This window comes from Nonomuraea sp. GTA35 (assembly GCF_041950525.1).
GTDB lineage: Bacteria > Actinomycetota > Actinomycetes > Streptosporangiales > Streptosporangiaceae > Nonomuraea.
Window position 1 is genome coordinate 113,787 of sequence record NZ_JBGNUV010000014.1, and the last position, 26,191, is coordinate 139,977.

Genomic DNA, 26,191 nt, shown 5'->3' on the forward strand with positions numbered 1-26,191 from the left:
GATTCTCACCCTTCCAGCTCGGCGTCGAGGAAGTCGAACAGTTCGTCGTCGCTGGCCGCGCGCAACCGTTCGGCCACGGCCTCCGCCGGCGGGGCGGGCGGCTCGTGCCGGGCGGTCAGTTCGCCGAGCAACGCCTGCAACCGGGCGGCGGCCCGCTCCGCCGCGGGGTCGCCCGGCGGGATCGCGGCCATCGCCGCGGCCATGCCCGCCAGCGCGTCGTCCAGGGACGGGCGGGCGGCCTCGTCCAGGCGGGCGCCCAGGTGTGCCGCCAGGTCCTCGGCGGTCGGGTGGTCGAAGACGAGGGTGGGGGGCAGGTCCAGCCCGGTGGCGGCGCCGAGCCGGTTGCGCAGGTTCACGGCTGCGAGGGAGTCGAGGCCCAGCTCGCGCAGCTGGCGGCCGGGTTCGACCGCGTCCGCGCCGTCGTGGCCGAGCACGGCCGCGATCTCGCCGCGTACGGCCCGCAGCAGCCGGCGGCGGCGTTCGGCGTCGGTGAGCCCGGCGAGGCTGCGTGGCAGCTCGGCGTTCCCGGCGTCGGCGAGCCGGCTGTCGGCGGCGGCGCGCAGGTGGCCGGCCACCTCGGGCAGGTCCTCCACGAACGGCCGTCGCCGAAGCGCGGTGAAGGCGGGCACGAACCGTTCCCAGTCCACGTCGGCCAGCACGAGGGCCGGGCGATCCTCCTCCAGCGCCTGGCCGAGCGCGACCAGCGCGAGGTCCGGCGGCATCGGCGGTACGCCGCGGCGGCGCAGTTGCTCGCGGCGTTCGGCCTCGGCCGCCGGATCGCCGAGATCGACCTCGGCCCACAGGCCCCACGCCACGGCGGTGGCGGGCAGGCCGCGGGCGCGGCGGTGCTCGGCCAGCGCGTCGAGGTGGGCGTTCGCGGCGGCGTAGGCGGCCTGCCCGGCGCTGCCCCACACTCCGGCGATCGAGGAGAACAGCACGAAGGCGTCCAGCTCGTGGCCGGCGAGCAGTTCGTGCAGATGAGTGGCGCCGAGCGCCTTGGCGCCGAGCACCGCGTCCAGCTCGGCCGGGGAGGTGCCTGCCAGCGGGGCCGCGTTCAGCGTGCCCGCCGTGTGGAAGACCGCGGTCGGCGGATGCTCGGCGAGCAGGGCGGCCAGCGCGGCGCGATCGGTGAGGTCGCAGTCGGCGACGGTCACCCGGGTGCCGCCGAAGGCGCCGGCGTCGAGGTCACCGGCTCCCGGGCGTTGGGGGACGAGCACCAGGTGCTCGGCGCCCAGGCCGGCGAGCCAGCGGGCCACGTGGGCGCCGAAGCCGCCCGTCCCTCCGGTGACGAGGACGGTGCCGCGAGCGCGGAAGCCCGGTCCGGGCGCCGGGACCGGCAGCCTGGCCAGGCGGCGGGCCAGCAGGCCGCTGGGCCGCACGGCGAGCTGGTCCTCGCCGCCCGTGCCCGCGAGGGCGCGCGCCAGGTGGGTGGCGGCGCGGGCGTCGAGGGTGGCGGGCAGGTCGACCAGGCCGCCCCACAGCCGCGGGAGTTCCAGCGCCACGGTACGCCCCAGCCCCCACACCTGTGCCTGGCCCGGCTCGCCCGGCCCGTCGGACGCGCCGGTGCGCACGCCGCCGCGCGTCACCAGCCACAGCGGGACGCCGGCCCCGTCCAGCTCGTGAACCAGCGCCACCGTGGCGGCGAGACCGGCGGAGACGGCGAGGTGGCCGGGCACGGGCACGTCGTCGAGCGCGAGCAGCGACACCACTCCGGCGAGCCCGGCGGGCAGGGTGAACCGCGGGCCGTGGGTGACGGTCACCACCTCGGCCCCCGCCTCGGCCAGGGCGGCGGCGCAGAACGCGGCGCTCTCGCCCGCGGCGGGCGTCTCGGGGACGACCAGGAGCCAGGTGCCGGACAGCCCGGACGCCTCGGGTGCGACGGGCGTCCACGTGACCTCGTAGCGCCAGGACGCCGTCGCGTTCCGCTCGCCACGGCGGGCGTGCCAGGCGGTCAGCGCGGGCAGCACCGCGTCCAGCGGGCCCGGGTCGTCCACGCCGAGTGTCCGGGCGACCTGGCCGGCGTCCGCGCTCGCCACCGCCTGCCAGAAGGCCGTCTCCGCCGGATCGGCCCCGGCGGTCACCGGCTCGGGCTCGGGCTCCAGCCAGTACCGCCGGCCCTGGAACGCGTACGTGGGCAGCTCGGCCCTGGTAGCCGGCCGGCCGTCGTAGGCGGCCCGCCAGTCGACGGCCACGCCGCTGGCGTACGCCTCGCCCAGCGCGGTCAGGAAGCGGTCCAGGCCGCCGTCGTCACGTCGCAGCGTCGCCGCCACGGTGAGGGCGAGCCCTGCCTGCTCGCCGCTCTCCTGGATGCCCGCGGCCAGCACGGGATGCGGGCCGACCTCCAGGAACGTCCGGTGCCCTCGGTCGAGCAGCGCGCCGGTGGCCTCGGCGAACAGGACGGGCTGTCTGAGGTTGCGGTACCAGTACTCCGCGTCCAGCGGCTCGTCCTCGACCCACTGTGCCGTCACCGTGGACAGGAACGGCACGGCGGGCGGGCGGGGCGCGATCCCGGCCAGCGCCGCGCGCAGGTCGTCGCGGATCGGCTCGACCCCTGGCGAGTGGGAGGCGTAGTCGACGGGCAGCCGCCGGGCGCGGATCCCCTCGGCCTCGCATCGGGTGATCAGGGCGTCGAGGGCCGCGTCCGCGCCCGCGACCACTACCGACGACGGGGAGTTCACCGCGGCCACGGTGAGCCCGGTGCCGTCGAGGGCGAGCCGGTCCGGCGGCGCCTGTACCGACGCCATCCCGCCCGTGCCCGCGAGGGCGCGCAGCGCGCGGCTGCGCAACGCGACCACCCGCGCGCCGTCGGCCAGCGAGAGGGCGCCCGCCACGCAGGCGGCGGCGATCTCCCCTTGCGAGTGGCCGACGACGGCGGCGGGCCGCACGCCGTACGCGCGCCACAGCTCGGCCAGGGCGACCATCATGGACCACAGCGCGGGCTGGACCACGTCCACCCGCTCCAGGTCGCCCTTCCCACGCAGCACGTCCTCGAGGGAGAGGTCGAGGTAGGGGGCGAGCGCCTGGGCGCACTCGGCGATCCGCGCGGCGAACACCGGCGAGGAGTCGAGCAGGGCCGCACCCATGCCGAGCCACTGCGGTCCCTGGCCGGGGAAGACGAACACCGCCTCGGTCCCTGCGCGGGCGGATCCCCGGACGACTCCGGCCGCGGGCTCGCCTGCCGCGAGCGCGCCGAGCCCTCGGGTGAAGGCGGGCACGTCGGCGCCCACCAGCACCGCGCGCTGTTCGAGGCCGGCTCGGGTGGTGGCGAGGGCCAGTCCGAGGCCGGCGAGATCCGGCTGCGGGTCGCGCTCCAAGCGGGTCAGCAGGCGGCGGGCCTGCTCGCGCAGCGCGGGCTCGGTCGCCGCCGACACCACCCACGGCAGCGGCTGAGCTTCGCGGCTCGGCCGAGACTCGGGTTCGGGTTGGCGGCTCGCCGAAGGCTCGATCCCGGCTTCGCGGCTCGCCGGAGGCTCGATCCCGGGTTGGCGGCTCACCGGGGGGTCGGGTTCGGCGGAGACCGCTTCAAGGATGACGTGCGCGTTGGTGCCGCTGATCCCGAACGACGACACCGCGGCCCGCCTGGGCCGCCCGTTCGCCGGCCAGGACCGCTGCTCGGTCAGCAGCGACACCGCGCCGGACGACCAGTCCACGTGCGGTGTCGGCTCGTCGACGTGCAAGGTCCGCGGCAGCGTGCCGTGCCGCATGGCCTGCACCATCTTGATGACGCCGGCGACGCCGGCCGCCGCCTGGGTGTGGCCGATGTTGGACTTGACCGACCCCAGCCACAGCGGCCGGTCGCGGTCGTGGCCGTACGTGGCGATCAGCGCCTGGGCCTCGATGGGGTCGCCGAGCGCGGTGCCGGTGCCGTGCGCCTCGACGGCGTCCACGTCGCCGGGGGCGAGGCGCGCGTCGGCGAGCGCGCGCTGGATGACCCGCTGCTGCGAGGGGCCGTTCGGGGCGGTGAGCCCGTTGGAGGCTCCGTCCTGGTTGACGGCGCTGCCGCGCAGCACGGCCAGCACGCGGTGGCCGTTGCGGCGGGCGTCGGACAGCCGCTCCAGCAGCACCAGGCCCACGCCCTCCGCCCAGCCCGTGCCGTCGGCGGAGGCGGCGAACGACTTGCACCGGCCGTCCGGCGCCAGCCCGCGCTGGCGGCTGAACTCCACGAAGGTCCCCGGCGTCGCCATCACCGTGACGCCGCCCGCCAGCGCCATCGAGCACTCGCCGCGCCGCAGCGCCTGTGCCGCCAGGTGCATCGCCACCAGCGACGACGAACAGGCCGTGTCCACCGTGACGGCCGGGCCCTCCAGCCCGAAGGCGTAGGCGAGGCGGCCGGAGACGACGCTGCCGGCCGTACCGGTGCCGACGTAGCCCTCCAGGTCGGTGGGGACGGACGGCAGCAGCGTGACGTAGTCGTGGTACATCACGCCGACGAAGACGCCGGTGTCGCTGCCGGACATCGAGGTGGGGTCAAGGCCCGCGCGCTCGAACGTCTCCCAGCCGGCCTCCAGCAGCAGCCGCTGCTGCGGATCCATCGCCAGCGCCTCGCGGGGGCCGATGCCGAACAGGTCGGCGTCGAAACGGTCGGCGTCGTACAGGAAACCGCCCTCACGGGTGTAGCTGGTGCCGGGACGGTCCGGGTCGGGGTCGTACAGGGTGGACAGGTTCCAGCCCCGGTCGGTGGGGAACGGCGAGATCGCGTCGCCGCCGGCCGTGACCAGGTCCCACAGGTCCTCCGGCGAGCGCACGCCGCCCGGGTAGCGGCAGGCCATCGCCACGATCGCGATCGGCTCGTCCGCGCTCGGCCGGTCCACGACGACAGGGGCGGGCGTGGCCGGCGTGGCCGTGATCTCCCGCAGCAGGAACCCGGCCAGCGCCGCGGGCGTCGGATGGTCGAAGACCAGGGTGGCGGGCAGGCGGGCGCCGGTGCCGGCGGCGAGGGCGTTGCGCAGCTCGACGGCGGTGAGCGAGTCCAGGCCCAGCTCGGCGAAGGTCGCGGCGGGCGGTACGGCCTCCGGGCCGCGATGTCCCAGAACCGCCGCGACCTCGGTCCGCACGGCCTCCAGGGCGGCTCGCTCCCGTTCCTGGCCGGACAGCCCGGCCAGGCGGCGCGCCAGTTGCGGGCCTCCGGGCTCCGCGGGGCGCCGGCGGGTGCGGACCAGGCCGCGCAGCAGGTGCGGCGGCTCGCCGGAGCGTGCGATCGCCGCGAGGTCCAGGCGAGCGGGCACCAGGACGGCGTGGTCGTACCGGCCGGCCGTGTCGAACAGGGCCAGCCCCGCCCCGGGCGTCAGCGCGGCGGTCCCCGGCCTGGCGGTGGCCGCCATTCCGGCCTCCACGTCCCACAGGCCCCAGGCGAGCGAGGTCGCCGGAAGCCCGCGGGCCCGGCGGCGCTGCGCGAGCGCGTCCAGCACGGCGTTGGCGGCGGCGTAGTTGGCCTGGCCGGGCGTCCCGAACGCGGCGGCGGCCGACGAGAACAGCACGAACGCGGCCAGCCCGTGGGTGAGCTCGTGCAGGTGCAGCGCCGCGTCCGCCTTCGGGCGGAGCACGGCGGCGAGCCGGTCGGGCGTGAGGGACTCCAGCACGCCGTCGTCGAGCACTCCGGCCGCGTGCACCACAGCCGTCAGCGGGTGCTCGGGATCGACGGTGCCGAGCAGGGCGGCGACCTGGTCCCGGTGCGCCAGGTCGCACGCCACGAACTCGACGCGCGCTCCCAGCCTCTCCAGCTCGGCCCGCAGCCCGGGGGCCGAGGGAGCGTCCGCGCCGCTGCGGCTGGCCAGCAGCAGCCTGCGCACGCCGCGTTCGGACACCAGGTGCCGGGCGAGCAGCCCGCCCAGCGCCCCGGTCGCGCCGGTGATCAGGACCGTCCCTTCCGGGTCGTACGCTGCGGGAAGTTCGTCCCCTTCCGGGTCGTACGCCGCGGGAGGTTCGTCCCCTGCCCTCGCGCGGGCCAGGCGCGGCACCAGCATCGTGCCGCCGCGCAGCACCAGTTGCGGTTCGCCGGTGGCGAGCGCCCGGCGCAGGTTGTCGCGGGACTGCGCCGTCCCGTCGAGGTCGACGAGCACGAACCGGCCCGGGTGCTCGGACTGCGCGGAGCGGATCAGGCCCCATGCCGCCGCGCCGGCCAGGTCGGTGACGTCCTCCCCCGGTCGTGGCGCCATGGCTCCCCGGGTCAGGAGGACGAGGCGGGCGCCCGGGAGCCGGTCATGGGCCAGCCAGGCACGTGCCAGGGCCAGCGCGCGCTCGGCCGTCCTGTGCACGGCGGCCACCTCGTCGTCCGGCCGCCCGGCGTGTGCCTCACTGATCGGGACCAGCACGTACTGCGGCGCCTGCGCGCCGGTGGGCAGGGCGGCCAGGTCGGGGTGACACGGTGCGGCGATCCCCTCGTACGGCTCGCCGAGAACGGCGATGCCGGCCTGGGGCACGGCGTCGGGTGCCTGGATCTCGGCCCAGTCCACGGTGTACATGTCGGCGTCCGGCCGCTCGGACGGGAGCGGGCGGAAGGTGATCGCGTCCACGTCGGCGACCGCGCGGCCGGCGGCGTCGGTCAGGGTCAGGGCCAGCGAGTCGGGGGTGAGCGGCGTCAGGCGGGCTCGCGCCGCCGTCACGCCGGGCACGTGCACGCGGATGCCCGTCATGACGAACGGGATCCGCGCCGCGCCCGTGGCGGCGAGCACGCCGAGCCCGGCCGCGTGCAGCGCCGCGTCGAGCAGCGCCGGGTGGAGGGCGTAGCGGTCGGCGCCCGCCTGCAGCGGCTCGGGCAGCGCGACGTCGGCGTACACGCGGTCACCGTGCCGCCAGGCGGCTCGCAGGCCCTGGAAGGCCGGGCCGTACTCCAGCCCGGCGGCGGACATGGCGGTGTACAGCGCGTCGAGGTCGGCGGGGTCGCCCTCGGCAGGACCGCCCGCCGGATCGGGCTCCGTGCCGTCCTCGGGTGGCGGGGTGCCGGCGCCGGCGGTTAGCGTGGCCGTGGCGTGGCGGGTCCAGGGCTGGTCGGGGCCGGGGCGGGCGTGGACGGTGAGCCGGTGCCCGTCGGCGTCCACCCAGATCTGGAGGGTGACCTCGCCGCCTTCCGGGATGACCAGCGGGGTCTCGAGGGAGAGCTCGCCGACCTGGTCGTGGCCGGCGTGGGCGGCGGCGTGCAGGGCCAGGTCGGCGAAGACGGCGGCGGGGATCACGAGTGCGCCCGCCACGACGTGGTCGGCCAGCCACGGATGGGACAGCGTGGACAGCCGGCCGGTGACGACGGTCCCACCCTCCTGGGCGAGGGAGACGGTGGCGCCGAGCAGAGGGTGCCCCGCCGGGGCCAGGCCGAGGCCTGTGGCGTCCGTACCGGAGGTGGGTTCCAGCCAGTAGCGGCTGCGCCGGAACGGATACGTGGGCAGGTCGACCAGGCTGCCGGTGAGCATGGCGCGCCAGTCGACCTGCGCTCCGTGCGTGTGGGCGGTCGCCAGGGCGGTGAGCAGTGCGCGCGGCTCGTCCTTGTCCCTTCTCAGCAGCGGGACGACGTCGCGGTCGGGGGCCATCGCGGTCAGCGTGGCGTCCGGGCCCACCTCCAGCAGCACCGGCACCTCGCCCAGCCACTCCAGCGCCCGAGCGAACCGGACCGGCTCCCGCACCTGCCGCACCCAATACCCGGCGGTGGCGATCTCCGCCGTCGGCTCCCCGGCCAGCGTGGACACGATCGGAATCGACGGCGCATGGAACGTCAACCCCCGCGCCACCTCCGCAAACGCCTCCAACATCGGCTCCATCCGCGCCGAATGGAACGCATGACTGACCCGCAACCGCCGGGTACGCCGCCCCCGCTCGGTCACCAGCGCCTGCAGTCGGTCCACCTCGTCGGCGTCACCGGAGATGACCACCGAGTCGGGAGCGTTGACCGCGGCGACCTGCACCCCCGCCGACAACAGCGGCGCCACCTCCGCCTCACCCATCCCCAGCGCGCACATCGCGCCACCCGCCGGCAACGCCTGCATCAACCGCGCCCGAGCCGTCACCAGCGCACACGCATCATCCAGCGACAACACCCCCGCCACATGCGCAGCCGCCAACTCACCGATCGAATGCCCCAACAGGAAATCCGGCCGAACCCCCCACGACTCCACCAACCGGAACAACGCCACCTGCACCGCGAACAACCCCGGCTGCGCGAACAACGTCCGATCCAAAGCCGCCGCGTCAGTGGCGATCACCTCACGCAACGATGGCTCCAAACGCCCGCACACCTCATCAAAAGCCGCGGCGAACACCGGAAACCGCCCATACAACTCCAGGCCCATGCCCAGCCGCTGCGACCCCTGACCCGAGAACAGGAACGCCGTCTGCGCACGCCCGACAGGGCCGGAATCGCTGATCTGGGTCAGCTTGGCGAGCAGTTCGTCATGGTGGCCGGCAACGATCACGGCGCGATGGGCGAATACCGGGCGGTGGGCGGACGAATATGCCACGTCTTCCATCGGCACGTCCGGATTCCCGCGCAGGAAGGCCGCGAGCTCCGCTGCTTGGGTCTGCAGGGCGTCCGAGCTGCGGGCCGACAGAAGAACCGGCACGACCCCCGGCTCGCCCTCAGCGGGAGCCTCTTCCAGTGCGGGCGGCTCTTCCAGGATCACGTGCGCGTTGGTGCCGCTGATCCCGAACGATGACACCCCCGCCCGCCTTGGCCGGTCGCTCGCAGGCCACGGCTGCTGCTCGGTCAGCAACGCCACCGCGCCCGACGACCAGTCCACATGCGACGACGGCTCATCAACGTGCAAGGTCTGCGGCAGCATGCCGTGCCGCATCGCCTCCACCATCTTGATCACACCCGCGACCCCGGCCGCCGCCTGCGCATGCCCGATGTTGGACTTCACCGATCCCAGCCACAGTGGCCGGTCCCGTTCACGGCCGTAAGCGGCGATCAACGCCTGCGCCTCGATCGGATCACCAAGCGCCGTCCCCGTCCCGTGCGCCTCCACCACATCCACATCACCAGCCGCAAGACGCGCATCCGCCAGCGCCCCCTGAATCACCCGCTGCTGCGAAGGACCGTTCGGCGCCGTCAACCCATTCGAAGCGCCGTCCTGATTGACCGCACTCCCCCGCACCACCGCCAGCACCCGATGCCCCCGACGCCTGGCCTCCGACAGACGCTCCAGCACCACAACCCCAACACCCTCCGACCAGCCCGTCCCATCCGCCCCCTCCGCGAACGACTTGCACCGGCCATCAGGCGCCAACCCCCGCTGACGACTGAACTCCACGAACACCCCAGGCGACGACATCACCGTCACCCCACCCACCAACGCCAGCGAACACTCACCCCGCCGCAACGCCTGCCCCGCCAGATGCAACGCCACCAACGACGACGAACACGCCGTATCGATCGTCACCGCCGGCCCCTCCAGCCCGAACGTGTACGCCACCCGCCCCGACAACACGCTCGCCGCACCACCGGTCAGCAGATACCCCTCCACCTCCTCGGCGCCCTGGCCGAGAAGCGGGCCGTACTCCTGGCGCATCCCTCCGACGAACACCCCGGCCTGCGCGCCGCGCAGCGCGGCGGGGTCGATGCCGGCCCGCTCGAACGCCTCCCACGACGCCTCCAGCAACAACCGCTGCTGCGGATCCATCGCCAGCGCCTCACGCGGCGAGATCCCGAAGAACCCCGCATCGAACTCGGCCGCGTCATACAAGAACCCGCCGTCCCGCACGTAGCAACGGCCCGCACGCTCCGGATCCGGATCGAACAACGCCCCCAGATCCCACCCCCGATCGACCGGGAACTCCCCGATCCCGTCCCCACCCGAAGCCACCAGCTCCCACAACTCCTCCGGCGAGGAAACCCCACCCGGATACCGGCACGCCATCCCCACGATCACCACGGGATCGTCGGACACGCCGGTGGCCACCGGTGCGGGCGCGATCGGCGACGACCCCAGCAGCTCACGCCGCAGGTGGTCGGCGAGCGCGACCGGCGTCGGGTAGTCGAAGGTGAGGGTGGCGGGCAGCCGCAGCCCCGTCGCGGCGGTGAGCCGGTTGCGGAACTCGACGCCGGTCAACGAGTCGAAGCCGAGATCCTTGAACGGCCGCTCGCCGTCGACGGCATCCGGCGTGGCGTGTCCCAGGACGGCCGCGGCGTGCTCGCGGGCCAGGTCGAGCAGGGCGCGGTGGCGGTCCGCGTCCGGCATGGCGGCCAGGCGCTGGGCGTAGGAGGTCTCGCCCGCGGATCGTGCGGTCGCCCTGTGGACCGGCGCCTTGACGAGGCCGCGGAGCATCGCGGGCACCTCGGTGCCGCCGCGGAAGGCGGTGAGGTCGAGAGCGACGGGCACCTGCACCGGTTCGGCCGTGGTGAGGGCGGCGTCGAGCAGGTGGAGGGCGTGCTCGGTGGTAAGCGGGGCGACACCGGAGCGGGCCATCCTGGCCAGGTCGGCCGCGCCCAGCTCGCTGGTCATGCCGCTCGACTCGGCCCAGAGTCCCCAGGCGAGCGACACTCCGGGCAATCCCTGCTCGACCCGCTGGGTGACCAGCGCGTCCAGGAAGGCGTTCGCGGCGCCGTACGCGGCCTGTCCGGCTCCGCCGAGCGTGCCCACGGCCGAGGAGAACACGATGAATCCCGCCAGGTCGCGGGTCAGCTCGTGCAGCACCGTGGCGCCGGTCACCTTCGCGGCCAGCACCCGATCCACCTGCCCGCCACTCAACCCCGCGACCACCCCGTCATCCACCACACCCGCCGCATGCACCACCACCGACAGATCCGGCAACGACCCCACCAAAGCCGCCATCGCCGCACGATCCGTCACATCACCCGCCACCACCCGCACACCCGGCAAACCCTCCAACACCACACCACCCCGCCGACCGACCAGCACCACCTCCCGCACCCCATGCACCAACACCAGATGACGCGCCACCAACCGACCCAACGTCCCCGTCCCACCCGTGACCAGCACCGTCCCCTCGGGGGTCCAGAGGGGACGGGGCACGGTGAGGACGACCTTGCCGATGTGCTGGGCCTGGCTGATGTGGCGGAACGCCTCGGGCGCCCGCCGTACGTCCCAGGTGGTGATGGGGGGCAAACGCAGGGCGCCGGACTCGAACAGGGCGAGCAGGTCGGCCAGCATGCTCTGGATGCGTGCGGGTTCGACCTGCATCAGGTCGAACGGCTGGTAGTCCGTGCCGGGAAGGCTCGCGGGATCGCGCAGGTCGGTCTTGCCCATCTCCAGGAACCGGCCGCCGTGCGCCAGCATCCGCAGCGAGGCGTCGAGGAACTCACCGGTGAGGGAGTTCAGGATCACGTCCATGCCGGTGGTGAAGGTCGTGGCGAAGTCCAGGGTGCGCGAGGAGGCGATGTGCGCGTCGTCCAGGCCGCGTTCCCGCAGCGCGGCCCACTTGCCGGGGCTCGCGGTGGCGAACACCTCGGCGCCCAGGTGCTGGGCGAGCGCGACGGCGGCGGAGCCGACGCCGCCGGTCGCGGCGTGGATCAGGACGCGCTCCCCCTCCCGCAGCCGGGCGAGTTCGACCAGGCCGTAGTAGGCGGTCAGGTAGGCGATCGGTACCGAGGCGGCCTCCTCGTACGACCATCCGTCCGGGATCGGCGCGAGCATCCGGTGGTCGGCGACCGCGCTCGTCCCGAACGCGTGGGAGAACAGGCCGAACACCCGGTCTCCCGGTGCCAGCCCCGTCACGCCGGGGCCCACCTCGACGACGGTTCCGGCGCCCTCGCCGCCGAGGGGCACGTCGGCCGGGTACAGGTCCAGCGCGATGAGCACGTCGCGGAAGTTGACCCCCGCCGCGCGTACCCGGAGGCGCACCTGGACGGGTTCGAGCTCCTGTTCCGGGTGGGCGCGCAGGGCGAGGTGGTCCAGGGTGCCCTTGGCCGTCACGTCCAGCCGCCAGTGCGGCGACGCGGGCGGCACCAGGCCGGGGTGGGTGGACATCCGTGCCAGCCGGGGGGCGTAGGCCGTGCCGGCGCGGAGCGCGATCTGGGGCTCCGCGGGGACGACGAGCGTCGCGGGGTCGGCCGGAGCGTCGGTGTCGACGAGCAGGATCCTGCCGGGGTGTTCTCCCTGCGCGCCGCGGACCAGCCCCCAGATCGCCGCCGCTGCGGGGTCCGGCGCGGGGTCGCCGGCGACCGCGGCCACCGCGTGCCTGGTGACCATCATCAGTCGGGCGTCGTCGCCGGGCTCTCCGGCCAGCCACTCCTGCAGGGCTTCCAGCGCGGCGTGCACCGCGGCGCGGGTGTCCGCTGCCAGGTCTCCTGTCCGGGGCGGCTCGCAGTGGACCACGGTGATGCCCGCGTTCTGCCCCGCCTCCCTGGGCACCGGGGTCCACTCGACGCGGAACAGGGAGTCGTCGTGCCGGGGAACGGGGGCCGCCAACGGTCTGAGGACGAGCGAGTCCACGGTGATGACGGGCGCCCCCGTGGCGTCGGCGGCGACGATCGACACGGCGTCCGCGCCGGCCGGTGACAGCCGGGCGCGCAGCGTGGTCGCGGCGGCGGCGTGCAGCGTCACCCCGGACCAGGAGAACGGGATGCGGGGCGGCTGCCCTGCTGCTGGAGGGGCCGCCGCGGCGAGGGCGTGCAGGACGGCGTCCAGAAGTGCCGGATGCAGCCCGTACGCCTCCGCACCGGCCGCCTCGGGCAGGGCGACCTCCGCGTAGACGTCGTCGCCCGCCCGCCAGGCGGCGCGCAGCCCCTGGAAGGCGGGGCCGTAGCCGAGGCCCGCCCCGGCGAGCGCCTCGTAGTGGCCGTCCAGCTCGACCGGCTCGGCTCCGGGCGGCGGCCAGGCTCCGATGGCCTGCTCGCCGGTGCCGCGCCCGGCCGGTTCCTGGGTGACCGTTCCGGTGGCGTGCCGGGTCCAGTCCTCGCCTGAGGAGCTGGAGTGGATGCTCACCTCGCGCCTGCCGGTCCGGTCCGCAGCGCCGACCCGGAGCTGGACCGACACCGTGCCCCGCTCCGGCAGCACGAGTGGCGCCTCGAGCGTGAGCTCCTCCAGGTGGTCACAGCCGGCCTGGTCGGCGGCACGGACGGCGAGCTCCACCAGGGCGGCGCCGGGCAGCATGGGCGTGCCCGCGACGACGTGGTCGGCCAGCCACGGGTGGGTCTGGGCCGACAGGCGTCCGGTGAGCAGGAGCCCGTCGCTGTCGGCCAGGGAGATGGCGGCGCCGAGCAGCGGATGCCCGGCCGGGGTCAGGCCCAGCCCGGCGGCGTCGGTGCCGGAGGTGGGGGCCAGCCAGTAGCGGCGGCGCTGGAACGGGTAGGTGGGCAGGTCGACCTGCCGGCCGGACAACACGGCCGTCCAGTCGGGACGCGCGCCGCGCACATGCAGCCCGGCCAGCGCGTCCACCACCGCCCTGGCCTCGTCCTTGTCCCTTCTCAGCAGCGGGATGATGTCGCGGTCGGGGGCCATCGCGGTCAGCGTGGCGTCCGGGCCCACCTCCAGCAGCACCGGCACCTCGCCCAGCCACTCCAGCGCCCGAGCGAACCGGACCGGCTCCCGCACCTGCCGCACCCAATACCCGGCAGTGGCGATCTCCGCCGTCGGCTCCCCGGCCAGCGTGGACACGATCGGAATCGACGGCGCATGGAACGTCAACCCCCGCGCCACCTCCGCAAAAGCCTCCAACATCGGCTCCATCCGCGCCGAATGGAACGCATGACTGACCCGCAACCGCCGGGTACGCCGCCCTGACCTCGCCACCTCGGCCTCGACCCGCGCGACCTCCTCCACGTCACCGGAGATGACCACCGAGTCGGAAGCGTTGACCGCCGCGACCTGCACCCCCGCCGACAGCAGCGGCGCCACCTCCGCCTCGCTCGCCGCCAGCGCGCACATCGCGCCACCCGCCGGCAACGCCTGCATCAACCGCGCCCGAGCCGTCACCAGCGCACACGCATCATCCAGCGACAACACCCCCGCCACATGCGCAGCCGCCAGCTCACCGATCGAATGCCCCAACAGAAAGTCCGGCCGAACCCCCCACGACTCCACCAACCGGAACAACGCCACCTGCACCGCGAACAACCCCGGCTGCGCGAACAACGTCCGATCCAAAGCCACCGCATCAGCCGCGATCACCTCACGCAACGACGGCTCCAACCGCCCGCACACCTCATCAAAAGCAGCGGCAAACACCGGAAACCGCCCATACAACTCCAGGCCCATGCCCAGCCGCTGCGACCCCTGACCCGAGAACAGGAACGCCGTCCTGCCCTTGAGCGGGTTCGCTGTCCGGGCTCCGGAGGCGACTGCGGTGAGTGCCTGGGCCAGTTCCTCCCGGTCGTGCCCGACGGCGGCGGCCCGGTACGGCAGCCCCGCCCGCGCGGTGGCCAGCGTGTACGCCACGTCGTTGAGGTCGGCGCCATCGACGACGGCGAGAAGCCGGCGGGCCTGCTCGCGCAGCGCTTCAGGGCTGCGCGCCGACAGCAGCCACGGCACCGGTCCGGGGGCCGCGGGCACGGGCTCCTCTGGCGGCGTGGGCTGCTCCAGGATCACGTGCGCGTTGGTGCCGCTGATCCCGAACGACGACACCCCCGCCCGCCGCGGCCGATCACCCGCAGGCCACGGCTGCTGCTCGGTCAGCAAAGACACCGCACCCGACGACCAGTCCACATGCGACGACGGCTCATCCACATGCAAGGTCCGCGGCAATGTCTCGTGCCGCATCGCCTCCACCATCTTGATCACACCCGCGACACCCGCCGCCGCCTGCGCATGCCCGATGTTGGACTTCACCGATCCCAGCCACAGTGGCCGGTCCCGTTCACGGCCGTAAGCGGCGATCAACGCCTGCGCCTCGATCGGATCACCAAGCGCCGTCCCCGTCCCGTGCGCCTCCACCACATCCACATCACCGGCCGACAGCCCAGCCCCCGCCAGCGCCTGAGCGATCACCCGCTCCTGCGAAGGCCCGTTCGGCGCCGTCAGACCATTGGAGGCGCCGTCCTGATTGACCGCGCTGCCCCGCACCACCGCCAGCACCCGCCGCCCCGACCGCACAGCATCGGACAGGCGTTCCAGCACCAGCAGCCCCACGCCCTCCGACCACCCCGTCCCGTCCGCCCCCTCGGCGAACGACTTGCACCGGCCATCGGGTGCCAGCCCCCGCTGGCGGCTGAACTCCACGAAGGTGTTCGGGGACGCCATCACGGTGACCCCGCCCGCCAGCGCGAGCGTGCACTCGCCGCGGCGTAGCGACTGGACGGCCAGGTGCAGCGCCACCAGCGACGACGAGCACGCCGTGTCGATCGTGACGGCGGGCCCCTCCAGCCCGAACGTGTAGGCGATGCGCCCGGTCGCGACACTCGCCGCGTTGCCGTTGCCGAGGAAGCCTTCCAGCTCCTCCGGCACCCTGTGCAGCCGCGACTGGTAGTCGTGGTACATCAGCCCGGCGAACACCCCGGTACGGCTGCCGCCCAGCGACACGGGGTCGATGCCGGCCCGCTCGAACGCCTCCCACGACGTCTCCAGCAGCAGCCGCTGCTGCGGATCCATCGCCAGCGCCTCGCGCGGCGAGATCCCGAAGAAGTCGGCGTCGAAGCCGGCCGCGTCGTGCAGGAACCCGCCGTACCGGGTGGTGGAGGTGCCGGGCCCCGTCCCGGAGCCGAGCAGCGCGGCGAGGTCCCAGCCCCGGTCGGCGGGGAAGTCGGTGATCGCGTCGCGACCCGCTGCGACCAGCTCCCACAGCTCCTCCGGCGAGGTCACCCCGCCGGGGAACCGGCACGCCATGCCGACGATCGCGATGGGCTCGCGGTCCGCCTCCTCGGCCTCGCGCAGCCGTCGCTGGGCGTCCTGCGCCTCGGCGATGGCCCGTCTGAGGTATTCGCGCAGCCTGTCCTCGTTGGCGTTCGTCATGCGGCGTCAGTCCCCCAGGTTCTCAACAAGGTCGAAGAGTTCGTCGTCGCTGGCGGTGGCCAGGTCGGTGGCCGTCGGCGCCAGTTGCGCGGCGAGCGCGCGCAGCCGGGTCACGATGCGGTCGCGGGAGGCGTCGTCCTGCTGCGCGGCCAGCGCGGCTTCGAAGCGGTCGAACGCGGCGCCGATCGGGTCGGGCGCCGCCTGGCGGACCCGCGCGTGCAGGTGCCCGGCGAGCGCCTCCGGCGTCGGGTAGTCGAAGACGAGCGTGGCCGGCAGGTCCAGCCCGATCTCGGTGCGCAGGCGGTTGCGGAGGTCCACCCCGGTCAGCGAGTCGAAGCCGAGCTCCTTGAACTGCCGGTCCTGGTCGATCTCCCGGGTGTCCGCGTGGCCGAGTACCTGGGCGACGTGGCGGCGTACCAGGTCGAGGAGCAGGCTCGCGGCTTCGGCGTCCGGCAGGGCCGCCAGCTTGTCCAGCAGCGGCTCCGAGTGCCGCTCCGCCCTCCGGGCGGCGGGCGAGGAGTCGCGCAGGAGCGGATGTGCGCGCGCGGCGCCGGGGTCCAGCTTGACCGGTACGGCGGTGGCCCGGCCGTCGGCGAGCACGGCGTCGAACAGGGCGAGCGCCTCGTCCGTGGCCAGCGGCCGGATGCCGAGCCGCGCGAGGCGCGCGTGGTCGGCGGCGCCGAGCCCTTCGCTGATGCCGCTGGCCTGCGCCCACAGTCCCCACGCCAGCGAGGTCGCGGGCAGCCCGGCGGCGCGGCGGCGCCTGGCCAGCGCGTCGAGGAACTGGTTCGCGGCGGCGTAGTTGGCCTGTCCCGCGCTGCCGAGCACCCCGGCCGCGGAGGAGAACAGCACGAACGCGGCCGGTCCGTGGTGGCGGGTGAGCTCGTGGAGGTTCCAGGCGGCGTCGGCCTTGGAGCGCAGGACGGTGCCGAGCCGGTCCGGGGTCAGCGACTCGACCAGCCCGTCATCGGTCACGCCCGCCGCGTGCACGACCCCCGTCAGCGGCCGGTCGAGCGTGGCGAGGAACGCCGCCAGCGCCTGCCTGTCCGCGACGTCCACGGCGGCGACGCGGACGCTAGCTCCCAGCCCGGTCAGCTCGGCGGCCAGGTCGTCGGCGCCCGGTGCGCCGGCGCCGCTTCTGCTGGCCAGCACGAGATGCCGGACACCGTGCGCGGTCACCAGGTGGCGGGCGAGCAGGCCGCCGAGGGTTCCGGTGCCACCGGTGATGAGCACGGCCCCGTGAGGGTTCCAGCCGTGGCCGGGCTCGATCCCCTCCGGAGTGCCGGGCGTGACCCTGGCCAGCCTGGGGACGAGCACCTCGCGGTCGCGGACGGTGAGCTGCGCCTCCCCGGTGGCCAGCGCGGCGGCCAGGGCATCGCTGCCGGCGTTCCCGTCGAGGTCGAGCAGCGTGAACCGGTCGGGGTGCTCGGCCTGCGCGGAGCGCACCAGGCCCCAGACCGCCGCCCCCACCGGGTCGGTGGAGGTCGCGCCACGCGTCACGACGACCAGCCGGGAGCGGGCGAAGCGGGGGTCGGCGAGCCAGCTCTGCATCGTGCGCAGCACGTCCGTCACGGCCTCGCGCGCCCGCGACGGTGACGGCTCGCCGGGCCCGAGCGGGACGAGCACCGCGTCCGGCACGCCCGCCGCCGCCACCGATTCCAGGTCGGGGTGCCGCGTGCCCGTCAGCTCCGGCTCCCCCTCTCCCACGACGGCCCACCGGGTCGCCGGAGCGGCCGGAAGCGTGCGCAACGGGGTCCACTCGACGTCGAAGAGCGCGTCGGCGGCGAGCATCCGCCGGGCGGCCGGGAGGGCCAGCGGGCGGATGGCGACGGCCTGGACACTTGTGACCGGCCTGCCGGTGTCGTCCGCGACGACGATCGACGCCTGGTCAGGCGCCGTGGCCGTCACGCGGACACGCAGCCGGGAGGTGGCGGCGCCGTGCAGGTACGCGCCCCGCCACGAGAACGGCACCTGCGCCGTGCCGCTGCCGTCCGGCGTCAGCAGGTGCAGGGCCGCGTCGAAGAAGGCCGGATGGAAGGCGTAGCGTCCGGCGTCGGTGGCCAGCGACTCCGGCAGGACCAGCTCGGCATGGGTGTCGTCGCCGTCGCGCCATGCCCGCACCAGGCCGCGGAAGGCGGGGCCGTAGTGCAGCCCGGCCGAGGCGAGCGCCGCGTACAGGCCGTCCACGTCGATGGGGGCACCGGGTGGCGGCCATGCTGCGAGGCTTCCGATCGGGGCGGCCGGCGCTTCGGTCACCGTGCCCGCCGCGTGCCGGGTCCACGACTGATCGTCTGCGGCGCGGGCGTGCACGGTCAGCTCGGCTCGACCGTCCGGGCCGCGGGCGGCGACCCGGGCCTGGATCTGCAGCCCGCCCGTCTCCGGCAGCACCAGCGGGGCGTGCAGGACGAGCTCTTCGATGCCCGCGTACCCGGTGTGCTCGACGGCCTGCCAGGCCAGCTCCACCAGGGCGGCACCGGGCAGGATCCGGCTGCCCGCTACGACGTGGTCGGCCAGCCACGGGTGGGTCTGGGCCGACAGACGTCCGGTGAGCAGGAGCCCGTCGCCGTCGGCCAGGGAGATGGCGGCGCCGAGCAGCGGATGCCCGAGCGGCGTCTGGCCCAGCCCGGCGGCGTCGGTGCCGGAGGTGGGGGCCAGCCAGTAGCGGCGGCGCTGGAACGGGTAGGTGGGCAGGTCGACCTGCCGGCCCGGCAGCAGGGCCGTCCAGTCGGGACGCGCGCCGCGCACATGCAGCCCGGCCAGCGCGTCCACCACCGCCCTGGCCTCGTCCTTGTCCCTTCTCAGCAGCGGGACGACGTCGCGGTCGGCGGCCATCGCGGTCAGCGTGGCGTCCGGGCCCACCTCCAGCAGCACCGGCACCTCGCCCAGCCACTCCAGCGCCCGAGCGAACCGGACCGGCTCCCGCACCTGCCGCACCCAATACCCGGCAGTGGCGATCTCCGCCGTCGGCTCCCCGGCCAGCGTGGACACGATCGGAATCGACGGCGCATGGAACGTCAACCCCCGCGCCACCTCCGCAAAAGCCTCCAGCATCGGCTCCATCCGCGCCGAGTGGAACGCATGACTGACCCGCAACCGCCGGGTACGCCGCCCCCGCTCGGTCACCAGCGCCTGCAGTCGGTCCACCTCGTCGGCGTCACCGGAGATGACCACCGAGTCGGGAGCGTTGACCGCGGCGATCTGCACCCCCGCCGACAGCAGCGGCGCCACCTCCGCCTCACCCATGCCCAGCGCGCACATCGCGCCACCCGCCGGCAACGCCTGCATCAACCGCGCCCGAGCCGTCACCAGCGCACACGCATCATCCAGCGACAACACCCCCGCCACATGCGCAGCCGCCAACTCACCAACCGAATGCCCCAACAGAAAATCCGGCCGAACCCCCCACGACTCCACCAACCGGAACAACGCCACCTGCACCGCGAACAACCCCGGCTGCGCGAACAACGTCCGATCCAAAGCCACCGCATCAGCCGCGATCACCTCACGCAACGACGGCTCCAAACGCCCGCACACCTCATCAAAAGCAGCGGCAAACACCGGAAACCGCCCATACAACTCCAGGCCCATGCCCAGCCGCTGCGACCCCTGACCCGAGAACAGGAACGCGACCGGCCCAGAGGTCGCCTGACCGGTGAACACGCCCGCTGCCTCGCGGCCTTCGGCGAGGGCGGTGAGCCCGGCCACCAGCGCGTCGCGATCCGCGCCGACGACGGCGGCACGGTGCTCCAACGCGCTACGGCGGGTCGCCAGCGTGTGGGCCAGGTCGTGGAGGTCGGCGTCAGCGACGATGGGGAGAAGCCGGCGGGCCTGCTCCCGCACCGCCTCGCCGTTACGCGCCGACAGCACCAGCGGCACGACCCCCGGCTCGCCCGGAACAGGGACCTCCTCCAGCACGGGCGGCTCTTCGAGAATCACATGCGCGTTGGTGCCGCTGATCCCGAACGATGACACCCCCGCCCGCCGCGGCCGATCACCCGCAGGCCACGGCTGCTGCTCGGTCAGCAACGCCACCGCACCCGACGACCAGTCCACATGCGACGACGGCTCATCCACATGCAAGGTCCGCGGCAGCATGCCGTGCCGCATCGCCTCCACCATCTTGATCACACCCGCGACACCCGCAGCCGCCTGCGCATGCCCGATGTTCGACTTCACCGACCCCAGCCACAACGGCCGCTCCCGACCCTGACCATAGGCCGCAAGCAACGCCTGCGCCTCGATCGGATCACCAAGCGCCGTACCCGTCCCATGCGCCTCCACCACATCCACATCACCAGCCGCAAGACGCGCATCCGCCAGCGCCTGAGCGATCACCCGCTGCTGCGAAGGCCCGTTCGGCGCCGTCAACCCATTCGAAGCGCCGTCCTGATTGACCGCACTCCCCCGCACCACCGCCAGCACCCGATGCCCCCGACGCCTGGCCTCCGACAGACGCTCCAGCACCACAACCCCGACACCCTCCGACCAGCCCGTCCCATCCGCGCCCTGCGCGAACGACTTGCACCGGCCATCAGGCGCCAGGCCGCGCTGGCGGCTGAACTCCACGAACACCCCAGGCGACGACATCACCGTCACCCCGCCCGCCAGCGCCAGCGAACACTCACCACGCCGCAACGCCTGCGCCGCCAGATGCAACGCCACCAACGACGACGAACACGCCGTGTCGATCGTGACGGCGGGCCCCTCCAGCCCGAACGTGTACGCCACCCGGCCGGAGGCGACGCTGCCGGAGTTGCCGATGCCGATGTGACCTTCGAGGTCGGCCGGGGTGGTGTGCAGGCGGGCCGAGTAGTCGTGGTGCATCAAGCCGACGAACACTCCCGCGTCCTTGCCGCGAAGGGACGCCACGTCGATGCCGGCCCGCTCGAACGCCTCCCACGACGCCTCCAGCAACAACCGCTGCTGCGGATCCATCGCCAGAGCCTCACGCGGCGAGATCCCGAAGAACCCCGCATCGAACTCGGCCGCGTCATACAAGAACCCGCCGTCCCGCACGTAGGAACGGCCCGCACGTTCCGGATCCGGATCGAACAACGCCCCCAGATCCCACCCCCGATCGACCGGGAACTCCCCGATCCCGTCCCCACCCGAAGCCACCAGCTCCCACAACTCCTCCGGCGAGGAAACCCCACCCGGATACCGGCACGCCATCCCCACGATCACCACGGGATCGTCGTCGGAGCGGGCGTGCCGCACCTGCGTGCGGGCGCGGCTCGGCAGCGTCCCCGCCAGTTCGGCCAGCAGGTGGCGGGCCAGGGCGGCGGGTTCGGGGTAGTCGAAGATGAGGGTGGCGGGCAGCCGCAGCCCGGTCGCGGCGGTGAGCCGGTTGCGCAGCTCGACCGCGGTGAGCGAGTCGAAGCCCAGGTCCTTGAAGGAGCGTCCGGGCTCGACCGACGCGGGCGAGGGGTGGCCGAGTGCGGTGGCGACGTGGGTGCGTACGAGGTCGAGCACCAGGCGTTCCCGCTCGGCGGCGGGCCGGTCGGCGAGGCGCTGCCGGAGGGTCTCGCGCGTTCCGGTGTCCTCGCCCCGCCCTGGCACTCTGGCCAGGCCGCGCAGCACAACGGGAACCTGCTCGCGGGTCGCGCGCAGGGCCGGCAGGTCGAGCCGGAGAGGCAGCAGCGCGGCCTCGCCGGTCGCGATCGCCCGGTCCAGGAGCCGCAGGGCCGGGTCCGTCTCCATGGCGCCGAGGCCGATCCGCTCCCAGCGGGCCAGGTCGGCGTGGCCGAGGCCGCTCGTCATGTCGCTGCGCTCGGCCCACAGGCCCCAGCCGAGCGAGGTGCCGGGCAGCCCCAGGCCGCGCCGCCACGACATGAGGCCGTCCAGGAAGGCGTTGGCCGCCGCGTAGGCGGCCTGTCCGGCTCCGCCGAGCGTGCCGGCCGCCGAGGAGAAGGCGACGAAGGCCGCGAGGTCCCGGTGCCGGGTCAGCTCGTGCAGCACCGTGGCGCCGGTCACCTTCGCGGCCAGCACCCGATCCACCTGCCCGCCACTCAACCCCGCGACCACCCCGTCATCCACCACACCCGCCGCATGCACCACCACCGACAGATCCGGCAACGACCCCACCAAAGCCGCCATCGCCGCACGATCCGTCACATCACCCGCCACCACCCGCACACCCGGCAAACCCTCCAACACCACACCACCCCGCCGACCGACCAGCACCACCTCCCGCACCCCATGCACCAACACCAGATGACGCGCCACCAACCGACCCAACGTCCCCGTCCCACCCGTGACCAGTGCCGTCCCGCCGGGGGCCGTCCAGGGCGCGGGCGTGGCCGCGTGCTCGGCCAGGCGGGGCACGTGCAGCTCGCCGCCGCGGATCGCGATCTGCGGCTCTCCGGTGGCGAACGCGGCGGGGATCAGGCCGCGGCCCGCGCCGTCCCCGTCGAGGTCCACCAGCGTGAACCGGTCCGGATGCTCGGTCTGGGCCGAGCGCACCAGCCCCCACACCGCCGTGCCGGCCGGATCGGCGACGTTCCCGTCGACGGCCGTCGCCCCCTGCGTGACCAGCACCAGCCGGGAGCCTTCGGCAGCCAGGCACTCCTGGACGAGGCCCAGCACCCGATGGACGGCGCCGACGGGGTCCTCGCCCGCGCAGGAGGCCACGACGACCTCGGGTGCGTCGGCGGCCGTGGTGTCCGGGACGGGGTAGGGCTCCCAGCCGTCCGGCAGTGTCCACCGGACGGACGGAGGAGCGGGCGTCTCGATGGGCTGCCACTCCACCCGGTACAGGGCGCCCGCGTTCCGGCGGTCCTGCGACAGGGTGCCCGCGGTCACCTCCCGCAGGGTGAGCGCCGCGCCCGCTACGACGGGGACGCCGAGACCGTCGGCGACGTCGATGATCAGGGTGTCGGGGCCGGTGGGCCGCAGGCGCACGCGCAGGGTCGCCGCGCCGGTGGCGCGGAGTGAGACGTCGGCCCAGGAGAACGGCAGCAGCACCCGGCCTTCGGGCAGGTCGCCGGCGGCCAGGGTGTGCAGGGCCGCGTCGAGGAGCGCCGGGTGCAGTGCGTACGCCTCCGCGTCCACGTCCGCCGTGACCTCGGCGTACACCTCCTTGCCGGCCCGCCACATCGCGCGCAGGCCTTGGAAGGCGGGCCCGTAGTGGTAGCCGCGCCCGGCCAGCAGCTCGTAGTGCCCTTCGACCTCGACCGGCTCGGCGCCGGGCGGCGGCCAGGCGGTCAGGTCAGCGGAGGTCAAGCCGGCAGAGGTCAAGCCGGCGGAGGTCAAGCCGGCAGAGGTCGGGTCCGGCCCCGGCCGCGTGCCCGCGAAGCCGCCCGCGTGCCGCACCCAGCCGTCGTCCGCGTCGCCGGGCTCCTCCGGGCGTGAGTGGATCGCGAGGGCGCGCCGCCCCGACTCGTCGGCCGGGCCGACCTCCACCTGGATCTGTACGGCACCCTGCGCCGGCAGCACCAGCGGCGCCTGCAGGGTCAGCTCCTCGACGCGGTCGCAGCCCGCGCGGGCCGCCGCCTGCAGCGCCAGTTCCAGGAACGCGGTCCCGGGCAGCAGCACGGAACCGAGGACCACGTGATCGGCCAGCCACGGCTGCGAGGCCGGGGAGATCCGGCCGGTGAGGAGCAGGCCGTCGCCCTCGACCAGCTCCACGGCCCCGCTCAGCAACGGGTGACCCGTCGGGGTCAGAGCGCCCTCGTCCACGCCGGAGGCGGGAGGCAGCCAGTAGCGCTGCCGCTGGAACGGATAGGCGGGCAGGTCGGCCAGCTTGGCGGGCGTGCCGGCGAACAGCCGCTCCCAGGACACCGCCATCCCGCGGGCGTGGGCCTCGCCCAGCGCGGCGAGGAGCGTGCGGGGCTCGTCGCGGCCCGCGCGGAGCAGCGGGATGACGTGGTGGTCGGGTGACATCGCGCTGAGCACCCCGTCGGGCCCCACCTCGACGAGCACCGTGGATCGGCGGGCGACCAGTTCGGCGAGCCCGTCGGCGTAGCGCACCGGCTCCCGCACCTGCCGCACCCAATACCCGGCAGTGGCGATCTCCGCCGTCGGCTCCCCGGCCAGCGTGGACACGATCGGAATCGACGGCGCATGGAACGTCAACCCCCGCGCCACCTCCGCAAAAGCCTCCAACATCGGCTCCATCCGCGCCGAATGGAACGCATGACTGACCCGCAACCGCCGGGTACGCCGCCCTGACCTCGCCACCTCGGCCTCGACCCGCGCGACCTCCTCCACGTCACCCGAGACCACCACCGCATCCGGCCCGTTGACCGCGGCGACCTGCACCCCCGCCGACAACAGCGGCGCCACCTCCGCCTCACCCATCCCCAACGCGCACATCGCGCCACCCGCCGGCAACGCCTGCATCAACCGCGCCCGAGCCGTCACCAGCGCACACGCATCATCCAGCGACAACACCCCCGCCACATGCGCAGCCGCCAACTCACCGATCGAATGCCCCAACAGGAAATCCGGCCGAACCCCCCACGACTCCACCAACCGGAACAACGCCACCTGCACCGCGAACAACCCCGGCTGCGCGAACAACGTCCGATCCAAAGCCACCGCATCAGCCGCGATCACCTCACGCAACGACGGCTCCAACCGCCCGCACACCTCATCAAAAGCCGCGGCAAACACCGGAAACCGCCCGTACAACTCCAGGCCCATGCCCAGCCGCTGCGACCCCTGACCCGAGAACAGGAACGCCACCTTGCCGGGGCTGACGGGTTGCGAGGTGTCCTCGGTGATCCGGGCCAGCCCGGCCGCGAGTTCGTCACGGTCCTGCGCGATCACGACCGCCCGGTGCTCGAACACCGGCCGCACGCTCCTGGTGTAGGCGACGTCCAGCGGCTCGTGCCCGGTCTTCAGCAGCGTCCGGGCCTGGGTGCGCAGCGCTTCGGCGGTCCTGGCCGACAGCACGACCGGCACGACGGGGATGGCGGGCATAGCGGGCATGACGGGCAGGTTCGCGCCGCCGGTGACGCCGTGCTCGGGGTACTCCTCCAGGATCGCGTGCGCGTTGGTGCCGCTCAGCCCGAACGACGACACGCCCGCCCGGCGCGGCTCCTCGCCGCGCGGCCACGCCGCAGGCTCGGCGAGCAGGGCCAGCCCGCCCGCGTTCCAGTCCACGTGGGGTGTCGGCTCGTCGGCATGCAGCGTCCGCGGCAGCGTGCCGTGCCGCATGGCCTGCACCATCTTGATGACGCCGGCCACGCCGGACGCGGCGAGCGTGTGCCCGATGTTGGACTTCACCGACCCCAGCCACAACGGCCGCTCCCGGCCCTGGCCGTACGTGGCGAGCAGGGCACGTGCCTCGATCGGGTCGCCGAGCGCGGTGCCGGTGCCGTGCGCCTCCACGACGTCCACCTGGCCGGGTGACAGCCCCGCCCCGGTGAGCGCCTGCTGGATCACCCGCTGCTGCGCGAGGGTGTTCGGCGCGGTCAGGCCGTTGGAGGCGCCGTCCTGGTTGATGGCGCTGGACCGGACCAGGGCGAGCACCCGGTGGCCGTGGCGCAGGGCGTCGCTGAGCCGTTCGAGCACCACGATGCCCACGCCTTCGGCCATGCCCATGCCGTCGGCCCCGGCCGAGAACGCCTTGCAGCGGCCGTCTGCCGCCAGCACCCGCTGGCCGCCCAGCTCCACGAGCGGGCCCGGCGACGACAGCACGGTGGCGCCGCCGGCCAGGGCGAGCTCGCAGTCGCCGGCGCGCAGCGCGCGCACGGCCAGGTGCAGCGCGACCAGCGAGGTCGAGCACGCGGTGTCGACGGTGACCGCCGGGCCTTCCAGCCCCAGCGTGTACGCGATGCGCCCCGACGCCACACTCGGCACGACACCGGTCACCACGTGACCCTTGACGTTCGGCGGCGCCTGGTGGAACAGCGGGCCGTACTCCTGGTAGTTGATGCCGACGTACACGCCGGTGTGGCTGCCGCGCAGGGCCTGCGGGTCGAGGCCGGCGTGCTCCAGGGCCTCCCACGACTTCTCCAGCAACAACCGCTGCTGCGGATCCATCACCAGCGCCTCACGCGGCGAGATCCCGAAGAAGTCGGCGTCGAAGCCGGCCACCTCGCTCATGAAACCGCCGCGCCTGACGTACGTGGTGCCGGGCCGGCCGGGGTCGGGGTCGTACAGCGCGGCCAGGTTCCAGCCGCGGTCGCCCGGCAGCTCGGAGGTGGCGTCCCGGCCGGCCGCGACCAGCTCCCACAGCTCGTCCGGCGTGTTCGCCTCGCCCGGGTAGCGGCAGGCCATGCCGACGATCGCGATCGGCTCCCGATCGCGGTCCTCGTTCTCCTTGAGCCGCCGGCGCGTGGCCCGCAGCTCGATGGTGACCTTCTTGAGGTATTCGCGAAGCTTTTCGTCTTCCGACATGCGAAACGCCGTCCTTG

General features: G+C 74.2%; 2 protein-coding genes. Both read right to left on the bottom strand.

The annotated features are described in order from the left end of the window. Positions 1-5 precede the first annotated feature (5 nt). On the bottom strand, positions 6-15,830 hold the full coding sequence (locus ACBJ32_RS45090) for a type I polyketide synthase (protein ID WP_375132065.1): 15,825 nt from the start codon (positions 15,828-15,830) through the stop codon (positions 6-8). A 6-nt stretch (positions 15,831-15,836) separates the two neighbouring features. Next, positions 15,837-26,174: an SDR family NAD(P)-dependent oxidoreductase gene (locus ACBJ32_RS45095; RefSeq protein WP_375132066.1), complete on the bottom strand. Its 10,338-nt coding sequence runs from the start codon at positions 26,172-26,174 to the stop codon at positions 15,837-15,839. Positions 26,175-26,191: the final 17 nt, after the last annotated feature.